Annotated in this window: 10 protein-coding genes and 1 pseudogene; 4 read left to right on the top strand and 7 right to left on the bottom strand. The window is 60.5% G+C overall.

Annotated elements, in window-relative coordinates; translation table 11 throughout:
- Positions 1–58: 58 nt before the first annotated feature.
- The 3 genes and pseudogenes from ACCQ15_RS18675 to ACCQ15_RS18665 form a co-directional block, all read right to left on the bottom strand.
- Positions 59–394 (bottom strand): XVIPCD domain-containing protein, encoded by a 336-nt coding sequence (locus ACCQ15_RS18675; RefSeq protein ID WP_372381582.1) that lies wholly within the window; start codon positions 392–394, stop codon positions 59–61.
- A gap of 873 nt (positions 395–1,267) precedes the next feature.
- A pseudogene (locus ACCQ15_RS18670) lies at positions 1,268–1,687 on the bottom strand (ATP-binding protein); the annotation flags it as partial.
- Positions 1,688–2,500: 813 nt separating this feature from the next.
- Positions 2,501–2,851, bottom strand: coding sequence for a hypothetical protein (locus ACCQ15_RS18665; protein WP_372381597.1), 351 nt, complete (start codon positions 2,849–2,851; stop codon positions 2,501–2,503).
- On the opposite strand from ACCQ15_RS18665, the gene ACCQ15_RS18660 reads away from it, so the two are divergent.
- Positions 2,846–3,439 carry an NAD(P)H-dependent oxidoreductase gene (locus ACCQ15_RS18660; RefSeq protein ID WP_506187864.1) on the top strand — a complete coding sequence of 198 codons (594 nt, stop codon included), beginning with the start codon at positions 2,846–2,848 and terminating at the stop codon, positions 3,437–3,439. The two genes, ACCQ15_RS18665 and ACCQ15_RS18660, sit on opposite strands and share 6 nt — an antisense overlap.
- 127 nt (positions 3,440–3,566) lie before the next feature.
- Here the strand turns inward: ACCQ15_RS18660 and ACCQ15_RS18655 are convergent, their stop codons facing one another.
- Positions 3,567–5,081, bottom strand: coding sequence for a S41 family peptidase (locus ACCQ15_RS18655; protein ID WP_372380907.1), 1,515 nt, complete (start codon positions 5,079–5,081; stop codon positions 3,567–3,569).
- A 695-nt stretch (positions 5,082–5,776) separates the two neighbouring features.
- On the opposite strand from ACCQ15_RS18655, the gene ACCQ15_RS18650 reads away from it, so the two are divergent.
- Entirely contained in the window at positions 5,777–8,179 is a 2,403-nt protein-coding gene (locus ACCQ15_RS18650) for a penicillin acylase family protein (protein ID WP_372380906.1), read from the top strand.
- A gap of 77 nt (positions 8,180–8,256) precedes the next feature.
- Here ACCQ15_RS18650 and ACCQ15_RS18645 read toward each other — a convergent pair whose 3' ends face one another.
- Positions 8,257–9,126, bottom strand: a complete 870-nt coding sequence (locus tag ACCQ15_RS18645) for an SDR family oxidoreductase (protein ID WP_372380905.1) — start codon at positions 9,124–9,126, stop codon at positions 8,257–8,259.
- A gap of 36 nt (positions 9,127–9,162) precedes the next feature.
- Complete coding sequence (locus ACCQ15_RS18640) at positions 9,163–10,038, bottom strand: NADP-dependent oxidoreductase (protein ID WP_372380904.1); 876 nt, start codon at positions 10,036–10,038, stop codon at positions 9,163–9,165.
- Positions 10,039–10,199: 161 nt separating this feature from the next.
- On the opposite strand from ACCQ15_RS18640, the gene ACCQ15_RS18635 reads away from it, so the two are divergent.
- The gene (locus ACCQ15_RS18635; protein WP_372380903.1) at positions 10,200–11,075 is read left to right on the top strand and encodes a LysR family transcriptional regulator; all 876 of its coding nucleotides are present in this window, start codon (positions 10,200–10,202) and stop codon (positions 11,073–11,075) included.
- Positions 11,076–11,160: 85 nt separating this feature from the next.
- Here the strand turns inward: ACCQ15_RS18635 and ACCQ15_RS18630 are convergent, their stop codons facing one another.
- On the bottom strand, positions 11,161–12,024 hold the full coding sequence (locus ACCQ15_RS18630) for a LysR family transcriptional regulator (RefSeq protein WP_372380902.1): 864 nt from the start codon (positions 12,022–12,024) through the stop codon (positions 11,161–11,163).
- A gap of 270 nt (positions 12,025–12,294) precedes the next feature.
- Here ACCQ15_RS18630 and ACCQ15_RS18625 point away from each other — a divergent pair, with 270 nt between their 5' ends.
- Positions 12,295–12,621 carry a DoxX family protein gene (locus ACCQ15_RS18625; protein ID WP_372380901.1) on the top strand — a complete coding sequence of 109 codons (327 nt, stop codon included), beginning with the start codon at positions 12,295–12,297 and terminating at the stop codon, positions 12,619–12,621.
- The last annotated feature ends 12 nt before the right edge of the window (positions 12,622–12,633 follow it).

Here is a 12,633-nt window from a genome sequence, read left to right as displayed (position 1 = left end):
TACGAGAAAATTCCACTTCTGGCGTCTGCTAATGGGCGGGGGGATTACCGTGCAAGCTCTATAAGTCGCGTTTGCTCTTGCGTGTCGCGTGCCTGATTCGCCGCCAGATACTGTTGTTCGGGAGCCGCCGCCAGTGCCTCGCTGGTCGGCATGTGAGCGCGGTTGGCATACGGATCCGGGGACGCTCCTGGCCTGAGCGCATCACGAACATCGTCACCCCGCCCGGAAGCTTGTCGGTCGGTACGTTCAGTGCGACATCGACCTTGTCGCCAGGCTTGAATCCCGCCTCAACTGCCATTTTGTACGCGCTCGCAGCCATGCGATCGCTGCGCTCATCCCACGGTTTGTTGGCGCTTTCATCGAGCCTTGCGATGGAAGAGCGTAGCTGCTCCACCAATGCAGCATCTTGCGGCTTCGGGCCGGCGTCGCAACAGCGCTCTCGCGCGTGAGCCGATTAAGGTCGCTATGGCGCTGAAATGGAACTCGTTGCAGCCGCACGGTTACCGAGGTCGACCGCGTCGTCAGATGCGGGAGCGTGAACTTGTCCACCCATTTGACGAGCCGGTAAGCATCGTCTTTTGGGAACTCTTCAATGATCGGCACGGACGCTGTGAGCGTGGGGCCTTAGTGACCCCCAACATAACCCGGTCGCTAATTATGTTGGAGACGTCAGCGCGGTCCGCTAGCAGACCAGCTCGCTAAAGCTTAGCGCGGGATCATGATCCGATCCTGCGACCAAGCCTTGCCTCACGCCATTCGAAGAAATCGAGCACCCTGGTTATTTCCTCTGGAGCTTCTGGGTACGCTTCTCTTAGGTGAATCTGCAGCTCGTAGCGATACGCACTATTGTCGTCAGCCGTATACACCGCCCGGAGCCAGTCCTCCAGTTTCCAGTCCTTCGGTGATGTTGCCAATAGGGTACTAACCCTCGATGGCCCCATCTGTTCAAGTGATCTGATGCCGCGGCTGTCGTAGTTTCCGGCCACTTTTCCCCCCGAAAGCACCGTTGTGAAGTCCTAGTTCCCAAAGATACTTGATCCTGAGGTTCTTTCCGCGCCAGCGCCGTGAGATGGGGATCGGGAGCAGTGCGCAGGGACTGTGAGTGTTGGAAGGGTTCTGCCGCAGTCTCAGTAATAGTTGGAAATGCGCGTAATTGGCTGGAATTCACACCATCTGTGGCTGGGATGGCAGGCTGTTAAACTCAGTAAGTCTGCAAGCAGCCGGTTGCAACGACTTTGCCGAGTTGCAACGTCTTTACAAGTTCACAACCGACCAGGGCGACCGCGCTGGCGGTGTGGTGCGGAGCCCGATAGGGCCGCTGTCGCCAGCGGGCGAGATCCAGCCCGCGGCCGCTGATCGAGGTGATCGCGGCGGTTTCCAATGCTTCGGCCTCGCTGGCTTCCGGCAGCAGGCCGGGCAGGCGGGAGGCGAGCAAGGTCTTGCCGCAGCCGGGGCTGCCGACCAGCAGCAGATGGTGGCCGCCTGCGGCAGCGATCTCCAATGCGCGGCGGGCGTGTGGCTGGCCGCGCACATCGGCCATGCCGGGTAACGCACGTGCACCGAGCGCCGGTATCGCCACTTCTGCCGCGGGCGCCTGCTGGGTGCCGTTGAGCGCGGCGCAGACTTCCAGCAAGGTACGTGCGGTAAAGGCTTCGACATGTCCGGCGATCCCTGCTGAATCAGCCCCAGTTCCTTCTGGAGTACGGGATCGGTAAGAACTCTCTCGATCGTCGAGGTTTGTTGACACTCCTGCCGTTGCTCTAGGTGCTGGGCTATGACGGCAATCGAGTGCGTTCGCGTTGCCGGCCGCATCTGCTCAGGAAGAAGACGGGCTGCCGCCGCACTGATGCCTGAACGTGACCGCTGGTGGTTACAGGCAAGCTGGTCCAGATCCAGGCCGCGCTTGATGCCGTCTAGTAGTTCTCCAAGTTCCTCAGGGCTCCAGCGCTGGCCATGCCGAGTGGGCAGTCTAGAGTTCTTGGGCGATGACTTCGTGGACGTAGTCATGCCTCTGCTTCCATGCTCTTCACGCGGTGGTTCAATGCTTCGGCCCGGACGCAGCTCAGGCGCAGCGTGGGAGCTTTTGTCTTATCAACCATCTCATTGGTGGCCTGATCTGTTATCCCACACGGCCATGGCTTGTTGGAAGACTGAATTAGCAAAGAAGGGCCCTTCTGCTTGCCCGTATGCCTTCGCAATGCAGGGCAGCGGTGCACGCAGACGACTATCAGGCCCCCGAGGCTGAGAGGTAGCTTTCGACGTACACAGCCCATACTTCACGTCGAGTGGCGTCGACCGGCTTGTACGGCTCGTAGGCTTGCAGCTGTACAGGGGCCCAAAAGCTCGAGCGAGCCCGTGCGAAGATACGTCCTAGTGTTGCTCGCTCCTCCAGCAGCTTGGGTATCAAACAAGTTAGCGGGTATCAGAGCGGGTATCAGTGAGTAGTTTCGGGCTTTGTCCCTTTTAAAAACAAATATATAGGCCTGATATGTTGCTCATGCTAGATAATGATGATGCGCCGCTCCTTCGACGGATCGAAGAGATTGCGGCCGTCCGGTTTCGCTGTGGTTCTGGCGGATTTACGTGCTGTTGCAGCGGTAAGGCCCACCATAAGCGTGTATATCGGCTGTACTGCCAAGCTTGCCTCAACCTGCGGCGCAAACGTCCACGCAGACGCAAGACTGCGGCATACCGCCTGAAGCGCACGGGTGCTGACCGGTCCCAATAAGGTTGGTGACGCAGTTATTCTTCGGGTCAAGGGCGCGATTATCTCTATTTTTTTAACTGCAAAGCATCCTTCATGTTGTAAAATATCAAGGTCGATTAATCTAGAGGCGAATTGCAGGTGCATACCCTAATAGTCGTAGCGCATCCGAGAAAAGAAGCTTTGACCCATGGTTTGGCACGTATCGTCGCGGATGAAATTTTGCGTTCGGCGCCTAGGCATACCGTGGACCTGCTCGACCTGTATGCAGAAAAATTTAATCCAGTATTTTCTGAGCAGGATGCCGCTTCATATCACGAACAAGCTGAGTTGCCGCCTGACGTTGTGGATCATCAGAAACGTGTCGAAGTTGCTCAAAATTTAGTTCTTGTATTTCCGGTTCATTGGTGGGGCATGCCCGCTATGCTCAAGGGCTGGGTGGATCGGGTTTTCACTAATGGGTGGGCATTCGACTGGTCGCCTCAGGAAGGGATGCGCGGTAAACTTAAAGGGTTGAGAGCTCATGTGCTCTGCCTAGGGGGCTCCAAGTCTGAGACATTTTCGAGGCGCGGCTATGAAGCGTCAATTAAAAAAGTTATTGGAGAGGGGGTTTTTGAATATGTTGGTGCTTCGGTAGAGTCGTTTCAGGTTCTTTGTGATTCAGAGTCGCCGGAACACTATGAAATTATGAGGGAAAAAGCCGAAAAAATATCCCTTTCAATTTGCGGAATTTAATCTGCGGGTAGTGTTGATCTGGATGGCCGGGATATAACCATATCAGCAGGATGGCATTTTTGATCAATATAAATTGTGAAATTATCAACTTCATGTGTAGGATTATTAAATATTAAAATTAATATAATTATAGGATATTTATCAGCCACTCCTTCACTGCGGCTGTATCATTTATATCACCATAAAATCTGATATCAGGCTTCTGTGGTACATTATCCCCGCGTGGACGACCGTCGCGTGTCATATAAGGGACGGCGATGCCGCCATTCCCGCTGGGCAGCCGGGCGCTGATAGGCGACCCAGTGTATGAATCGACAAAAGTCTCGGTGCCAACTTGCATGACGCCGGGAAATTTTTTCAGCTCATCGACAAATCCAATGCACGCGCTCTCACAATCATAGTCGGTCAGAACAAGGACGCGGGCATGCACCGGATTGACTGGTGGACGCTTTGGTTTCGGGATTTTTCCCACATTGGCAGGTGCACGCATGACTTTGTCGCCTCGTGCCATGGCCGCCAGCGAGAGCTTGCCATCTTCGTCGTAGGGAATCCCATCCGGTGGCGCATCTGCTGGTGCGTCTTCTCCAGGGCTTGCGTGAGAGGGGGTTGATGCATCGACCGATTCTTTCGTGATTCGATAGACGGCTGAAATCTTCAGGCGCTCTCTTGCGTAATAGTTGGTGTAATCGGCACCGTAAAGTGAGCGCAACGCGGCCATGAACCACTCATAGGGGCCGCCTTCGTTGCCTCGCACATCAAGGACAATAACTGACTTGTCGCGTAATGATGGCGCAGCCTTGTAGAACGCTTCGAACTGGTCCGACTCTTGCTTGGTTTCAGGGGAGAAATTTCCAAGCCGGACCCACGCCCCAGTTTTCCCGAAAGGACTTATGCCTACGTCCCTGCCAAGGTCGGGTTTGATCACGGACATGACCTTCGTCAACTCTTCTTGGGAAAGACCTTTCCAATCCAGGCTGATGCTACGACCGTTGATTGTGCATTGCTCCGGGCGCTTTAAAAAAGGGCTTCTGCGATACCTGAAAATGATTGGCGCCATTCGTGCCCGTGTGGACTCCAGCCCAGGGATGACTTGTACAGGGATCATGTTTTCGTACAGAGCATTGCGCTCGGACCATGCGCTTATTGGCAGCCCATCACAGGCGGTAATCTCCGCGCCATTTGCCACGCTACCGTCAGAACCAGCGACAACGAAGCGGCCGCCCTGATATACGGTAAGAAATCCTGGCCATTGATAGTGTTTTGGCTGAAGCTGCATCCAGACATACGCGTGAGCATCGTTGAAAGTTGAAAAGAAATGCGCGAGGGTCTGGCGATAGCTGTCAAAGCTATCGACCTGCTTGATGTCTGTATCTGCCTGTCGGCGCGCTTTCTGCAGTGTGACCTCAAAGGCTGCTGGATTGGGATAGGCGGCTAGAATCGATTGTTCCCGAAACCAGCGCAATGAAAATTCGATGTCATTGTTAGCCATCGCTGCCCAACCGTGCAGCGGCGCAGCTGGCGCCTCTTCTGCTGCCAAGCAAGACGACGCAGCGATCAGCGCGAGCGCAAGAAGGTGAGTTCCCATTCGACGTGGGGAGCGGCGCTCAGATGGAGCGCCGGATGACTGGTTAATCTGATGCATGTGCCTTGAGATCCGAAGAGGGTACGTTAAATCAAGCAATTAGCATGCCAGGATCTTCGCTCATAGCGGCCCAGGCTTTGCGTCATGCGGAAGTGTCCGCGGACGTCCGCCGGTGTGTCCGGTGCCGCTTAAGCGGGCAGTTCAACCCACTAACTTCCCTCGCAATTAGCCATATAGCCTGCGCAGTCGCCCTGCATACAAAATCTTTATCGGCCGCAGCGTGTACCCAAGCGTGGTTTGCATGATGTTCCGTGCACTCGGCTGCGAGCACGTAGAAGCGCTGGCCGGTCATCATCAGGCGCGTGTGATAGAGGAAAGCTCCGCCTACACTGGCGCTTCACGCCGAATCAACTGGTCGGCTTGCCGTGGTATGCCTATCGGCTAGTTTGCAGCGGCAAGGCTGATCTGCTGGCTGTCGCTATCCATAGGCGAAGACCCGATGCTCTGTGGCGTGCTGCCATACACACCGAGCCCTTTGCTTTACTCTGTGCGGGGCAGCATGAAAATGCCGCGCCGAAGATTAGGAACAGAGATATCACCGTGTTTTGTTGAGGAGGCTGAGTTCTTGCGCTAGGGTCGCCGTGCACACACTAGCCAATAGGCATTCGCTTGCGATGCTAGCGCTTCGGGTCAGTGCTCGGCCCCGCATGACAAGAGGTGCATGATGATGCGTTTTACCACAGGCGATCGCTGGCATGACTATCATTACGTTGCTGTGTGCACTGGGTGTTGCCTGCACCGCGCTGGCGCCGACGGCTGCGCGTGCAGCGGCCGCACCCAGCCAGGCCACCATGACGGTGGCGGGTCTCGAACAGCCGGCGCAGATCCGCGTCGATCGCTGGGGCGTGGCGCACCTCTATGCAAAAACCGACAACGACGCGTTCTTCGTGCAAGGCTTCAATGTGGCGCGCGACCGCTTGTTTCAGCTGGATCTGCTGCGTCGCAAAGGCCTGGGTCATCTGTCCGAAGCGTTCGGGCCAACCTATGTGGAACAGGATCGCGCCGCGCGGCTGTTTCTGTATCGCGGCGACATGACCCCGGAATGGAAAAGCTACGGGCCCGATGCCCGGCGCGATGTCAGCCGTTTCGTTGCAGGCATCAATGCGTATATCGCATGGCTGGACAGCCACGCGCAGGCACTGCCTTACGAGTTCGACAAACTGGGCTATCGCCCGGAACGCTGGGCGCCGGAGGATGTGCTGCGCATCCGCACCACCGGCCTGAGCCGCAATGTCAAGAGCGAAGTGACGCGTGCGAGTGTGGCCTGCAAGGCCTCGCTGGCGGTCGATGCAGTTCGCCTGAGATTGCAGCCGGCCTGGACCACCACGCTGCCGGATGGGCTGGACCCGTGCCTGCCGAAAGACGTGCTGAAGGTCTACGAGCTGGCGACGCAAAGTCCCAAGCTGAGCGCCGGCACGCAGCTGGCGGCAACCGCATCGGCGCTACCGGCTATCGGTGACCAAGCTTCTGCCGAAGGCAGCAACAATTGGGTCATCGCGCCGCAAAAATCCGCCACGGGTCACGCCGTGCTTGCCGACGACCCGCATCGGGCCTACAGCGTGCCCAGCTTGCGCTATTTCGTACATCTGCATAGCCCAGGTCTGGATATCATCGGTGCCGGTGAGCCCACCGCGCCCGGCATTGCGATCGGGCATAACCGCACCAGTGCGTTCGGCCTGACCATCTTCAACATCGACCAGGAAGATCTCTACGTTTATCGGTTGCGTCCCGACGACAACGCGGCGTACTGGTATCAGGGCAAGTGGGAGCCACTGCACAGCGAGCACCAGCAGATCGCTGTGCGCGGAGGCGCGCCGGTGACGGTGGAGCTGCAATTCACCCGGCATGGGCCGGTACTCTACGTCGATGCCGACAAGCATGTGGCGTACGCGCTGCGCTCGGTATGGAGCCAGCCTGGCACTGCGCCGTATCTGGGCTCGCTGCGCTATCTGCGCAGCAACTCGTTCGCGCAGTTCAAGAGCGCGCTCGCGCACTGGGGCGCGCCGTCGGTCAATCAGGTGTATGCCGACGTCAAAGGCACCATCGGCTGGGCCACCGCCGGCATGACGCCGCGTCGCGATGCTGGCGATGGATTGCTGCCTGTGCCTGGCGATGGCCGCTACGAGTGGAACGGCTTCTGGAACAGTACGGCATTGCCCTGGTCGAAGAATCCGCAAGCCGGTTTCATCACCACCTCCAACGAAATGAACCTGCCCAGCGACTATCCGGTCGCGCAGCGCAAACTCGGTTTCGAGTGGGCCAACGACGCACGCCATGCGCGCATCACCCAGGTGCTCTCGCAGCGGCCCAGGGTGACGCTGGAGGATTCGGAAAAGCTGCAGAACGATCAGGTCTCGTTGCCTGCGCAACGCCTGGTCGCGTTGCTGCAACCGCTGCATTCGCAAGACCCTGACACCCATGCCGCGCTGGCGTTGCTGCGCCCCTGGAATGGCGAAATCAGCGCCACATCGCCCGCCGCCGCGCTGGAAGAAGTCTGGTTCAGTCGCTATCTCGGCGATGCCTACAAGGCGTTGCGATTGCGCCCCTCAGACGCAGCCAGCTTCGGCGTGCCCGATGCCGCAGCCATGCTGGATGCGCTGGAACATCCCGACGCCGCGTTCGGCGCAACGCCGGCCGCACGCCGCGACCAACTGCTGCTGGAGTCGCTACGCAGCGCGTACCAGGCACTGGTCTCATTGCAAGGCGCCGATGCCACGCAATGGCAGTGGGGCAAACTACACACCAACAAGGTCTCGCATCCGATGAGCGCTGTGGCCGATGTCGATCACGCGTTGCTCGATGTCGGCCCGTTCGCCAAGGGCGGCAGCCCGTACACGCCAAATCAATCCAGCTACGAGCCTGCCGATTTCCGCCAGACCATCGGTCCGTCCGCACGCCTGATCGTCGACCTGGGCAACTGGGACAACTCGCGCGCCATGAATTACCCCGGCCAGTCCGGCGACCCGGCCAGCCCGCATTACCGCGACCTTGCACCGCTGTGGCTGCAGGGCCGCTATTTCCCGCTGCTGTACACGCGCGCTGCGGTGGATGCAGCCACCGAACAGATCTTCGACCTAGTGCCGGCGAAGACGCAGTAGCACAACGCCAGACTGACCTGAAGCAGCGCATCGCGTAGCACGCGCGCGAATCTCCGCGCGTGCTACGTCGCAGGCGATCACGCCTTCGCGGTAGCCTCGCGCACGAAGTCTTCATAGGTGCGCAACGGGCGCCCCAGCATGGCCTGCAGTTTTTCCACCGTGCCCTCGGCCGCGTGCATGCCGAAGCGCTGGATGCCGGCCATCATCAGACGCATGTCGTAGGCCAGCCAGGACGGGCCGTACTTCGCCAGCTGTGCTTCGAAGGCCGCCACGTCATCGCCGGCGTAGGCAATCTCGCGGCCAAGTGCTGCGCTCCAGACCTTGGCAACGTCGGTGCCGGTCAGCGCCTGCGGGCCTACCAACTCGAGCGTGATACGCGGGAACGGGGCGTCGGCACGATCGCGGCGCAGCAGCTCGGCCACAGCGATATCGGCGATGTCGCGTGCATCGATCATCGCTATGCCTTTCGCGCCGATCGGCAACGGGTACACGCCGTAGTCGGTGATCGTCTGCTGCACCATGACTTCGTTCTGCATGAAATACGCAGGCCGCAGAATCGTGGCCGGAATCTCCAGGCTTTCGATCATGCGCTCGACTGTGTGCTTGCCGGTGAAGTGCGGCACGTTGGTGTACGTGTCGGCATGAATTACCGACAGGTACACGATCCGCTCGACGCCGGCTTCCTTGGCCAGATTCAAGGCGATCAGCGCCTGCGTCACTTCGTCGGGGGTGACGGCATTCAACAGGAACAGGGTGCGCACCGATGCCAGTGCGGCACGCATCGACGCAACATCGGTAAGGTCAGCCAACACTTCGGTGACACCTGCCGGGAAGGGGCGCTTGCCTTGCTGGCGGACCAGCGCCTTGACCTGCGCGCCGGCGTCGGCCAGGCCTTGGGTAATGAGGGAACCGACGGTGCCGGTGGCACCGGTGACGAGAATGCTCATGGTGAATCTCCTGCTGTGGATGAAGGGATGGATGGATCAGCGCGACATGTCGGCCACGACCTTGCCGGCCCGTGGGGTGGTGCGATTGCGTTCGATGGCCAGGGGAATCTCGGCAAAGCCGACGACCTCGCTGACCCTGGATGTCAGCGCGCCGCTGGCAACCTCTGCGGCCAGCGTTTCCAGCAATGCAACGTCGGGTGTGTTCATGAACCACATGCCACGGCGGCCGGGCGGGGTGCGGGCGAGAATATCCGGCGAGGTGGTGCCGACAATGACGCCGTCCGGTGCCAGTACCTGCCAGGAGCGATCCAGAACCGCGCCGCCGACGTAGTCGAGCACCAGGTCGATGTCGCCGACGAGGTCTTCAAAGCGTTGCGATTGATAGTCGATCACCTGGTCCGCGCCGAGGCTGCGGATGTAGTCCAGGTCTGCAGCGGCAGCAGTGGCGAAGACTTCGGCACCGGCGCGCTTGGCGTATTGCACCGCATAACCGCCCAGCCCGCCGGCCGCGCCATGAATCAGGATCCGCTGGCCCGGACGCACCGGCCCGGCGTGATGGAGGCTCTTCCAGGCGGCGACCGCGGCCACCGGCATGGCGGCCGCGTGGATGTCGTCAAGGCCTTCAGGGGTGTGTGCCAGCGTGTTTTGGTCCAGCGCGATGAACTCGGCATAGGCGCCGAGTCCTCCCACCGCGCCCATGACCCGGTCGCCGACCTGGAAGCGGGTAACGCCCGGCCCGACTGCATCGACGACCCCGGCCAGTTCCGCGCCCAGCGCGGCCGGCAGTTGCAGTTTAAAGACCTCGCGCACCAGGCCTGCGCGGACCTTCCAGTCGATGCCGTTGACGCCGGCGGCGCGGATACGCACCAGTATCTGGCCCGGTCCGGCCTGCGGCTTTGCGATGGTGGACACCTGGGCGGCGTCGGCATCGCCGTATGCCTGGATCATGACAGCGCGTTGGGTGGTGCTCATGGTGGTTTAGTTGGTTCGTTGCGGTGGGGCAACGATATGCCGTTGCTCCTTCAGTACGAAGACGCCAAGATATAGACGCCCCGTTTCAGATGCGGAACACCATGGACCTCAATGCCCTGATCGATTTCGCGCTGGTGGCCGCCAACCAGGGGCTGGGAAAGGCCAGCCGTGCTAGCGGCAGATCGAAGGCGACCCTGTCGCGGCGTATCAGCGAGCTCGAGGAACAGCTGGGCGTGCGGCTGGTCGAGCGCAGCCCGCGCGGGCTCAGGCTCACCGAAGCAGGGCAGCAATTGATGGACCGCACCGAAGTGCCGCTGAGTGAAGTGGCCGAGGCGATGACGGCCGCACGCGAGGGCCTTTCCACACCGCGAGGGCGTCTACGTGTGGCGTCTCCGGTGTTGTTCTCCCAGCTGGCAATGGGACGCATCGGCGCGGACTTCTGTGCGGCTTATCCGGAGATCACGCTTGAGGTGGTGGCCGAGGACCGCACGGTCGATCTGGTGGACGAGCAATTCGATGTCGCCATCCGCATCAACCCAAGTCCGGACAGCAGCCTGGTCGGGCGCTGCTTTGCCAAGGACCGGCTGGTGGTGGTGGCCGCACCGTCCATTGCGATGCCGTCCGGCGATGCAGTGCATCCGGTGCCGGGCGTGGTGATGTCGAGTTTCCAGCCCACCACTTGGTCGCTGGATGACGGGCGCCTGGTGTTGGAGCCAGTTCCGCGGATGCGCTTTTCCTCGTTCCTGATGGTGCGCGATGCGGTAATCGCTGGTGGCGGCATTGCGTTGCTCCCACAGTCGATTGCGTGGGAGCAACTTGCACGCGGCGAGTTGGTGCAGTGGGGCACAATCTCCGGCGTAGAGCCGGCGTTGTGGGTCTTGCATACCTCGAGACGCCTAGCAGCGCCGAAGGTGCGCGCCTTCGTGGATTTCATCTGCGCCCGCTATCCGGAAGTGTCGCTGGTGTTGAAGGGGTAGGCAGTGGCGTTTCTTCGGGTATGCGCGGCTTGGCAGCGCCTGCGGTGGGCGGACAGCGCCGCAGGCGCTCACTGCACCGGCAGGGCTAGCCAAAGCGTTCGATCAGCAGATCCGTCAGTACGCGGATCTTGCGGGCAGGGTGCGCCGCTGGTGGCCTGACGACGTACAGCCCCGCTTCCGGGGGCGGGAAACCGGTCAGCAAGCGGACCAGGGCGCCCGATTCAAGATGCGCAGCAATCAGGAAATCCGGCAGGGCGGCAATGCCCAGTCCGGCCAACACGGCGGCGGTTAGCGCAGTGCCGTTGTCGGCCTTGAAGCGTCCACGTGGATGGATGGTGATCATCTTTGTGCCGTCCATGAACCGCCAGCTCTCGGTGCCTTGCAGGAGCGCTTCGTGCGTCAGCAATGCCTCCGGCGTTGCGGGCTCGCCGTGTTGACGTAGATAGGTGGGCGTTGCAACCAGGCTGCCGCGCATCGGGGCCACGCGGCGCGCCACCAGATTCGAGTCGGTCAGATAGCCGAGCCGGATCGCGCAGTCGAAGCCTTCAGCGACGATGTCGATAAACCGATCGCTGTAGCAGGCATGCACCTGCAGCGCAGGATGGCGGCTCGCCAGTTCAGCCAACACCGGTGCCAGATGCGTGGGGCCGAAGGTCAGCGGTGCCGCAATCCGCAAACGCCCGCGCAGATCGCCGGCCGGCAGCAGGGCTTCACGCGCGCTGTCCATCTCGGCACACATGCGCGCGGCATGCTCGCGAAATGTGGCGCCGGCTTCGGTCACGGCAGCGCCGCGCGTGGTGCGCGCCAGCAACTGGATTCCCAAGGCCTCCTCAAGCCGGATCAGACGTCGACTGACGATCGATTTTGCAACGCCCAGGCGCCTGGCCGCGGGCGAAACGCCGCCCGCATCTGCCACCTCGACGAACGTGCGGAGATCTTCGAATTCCATGGCGTTCCGGATTCTGCGACACGGCATGTCGCTTGGCGTGGCTAGCTTAGCCGTATTCGGAACGTCACAGTCTGCTTCGAGGGCGACGTCAGGGCCGCTCTTTGCGAAGAACGACCGTCTAGATCACTCCGCCGGACCCATTCCCCCCCGCCACGCCTTGCCCACATCCTTTCCGAGAGACACGCCATGAGCACATCCTCCCTCCCTAGCCATCCCGCCTCCGGGCGTTTCGTCCGCGGACTTTCCTGGACCTTGCGCATCTTTGCCGCCGTGGCGTTCTTCGCCGCGGGTGCCGCCAAGCTGGCCGGCGTTCCGATGATGGTCGATGTGTTTAACCACATCGGCCTCGGCCAGTGGTTCCGCATCGTGACAGGTGCCATCGAAATCGTCGGTGCCATCGCGTTGCTGTTGCCGACAACGTTTGCCTTCAGCGGTGCACTGCTCGCAGCCATGATGTTCGTTGCGACCGGTGTGCATCTATTTGTAATTGGCGGCAGCCCGGTGCCTGCGATCGTCCTAATGGTGGTGACCGCAACGATTGCCTGGTTGAATCGCGCGCGTTTTGCAGCGGTGTTGCACTCAACGCGTTCGTCCTGATCGGAGGGTTGC

Origin of the sequence: Xanthomonas sp. NCPPB 1754, assembly GCF_041475725.2 — a bacterium.
Lineage (GTDB): Bacteria > Pseudomonadota > Gammaproteobacteria > Xanthomonadales > Xanthomonadaceae > Xanthomonas > Xanthomonas euvesicatoria.
The sequence above is the reverse complement of the archived record's forward strand: the minus strand, read 5'-3'. Positions and strand labels throughout refer to the sequence as shown.

Bases quoted from the DNA above. Each gene is read 5' to 3' on its own strand.
- ACCQ15_RS18665 (WP_372381597.1), bottom strand. From the start codon at position 2,851: ATGCACCTGCAATTCGCCTCTAGATTAATCGACCTTGATATTTTACAA.
- ACCQ15_RS18655 (WP_372380907.1), bottom strand. From the start codon at position 5,081: ATGCATCAGATTAACCAGTCATCCGGCGCTCCATCTGAGCGCCGCTCC.
- ACCQ15_RS18650 (WP_372380906.1), top strand. From the start codon at position 5,777: ATGACTATCATTACGTTGCTGTGTGCACTGGGTGTTGCCTGCACCGCG.
- ACCQ15_RS18645 (WP_372380905.1), bottom strand. From the start codon at position 9,126: ATGAGCATTCTCGTCACCGGTGCCACCGGCACCGTCGGTTCCCTCATT.
- ACCQ15_RS18635 (WP_372380903.1), top strand. From the start codon at position 10,200: ATGGACCTCAATGCCCTGATCGATTTCGCGCTGGTGGCCGCCAACCAG.
- ACCQ15_RS18630 (WP_372380902.1), bottom strand. From the start codon at position 12,024: ATGGAATTCGAAGATCTCCGCACGTTCGTCGAGGTGGCAGATGCGGGC.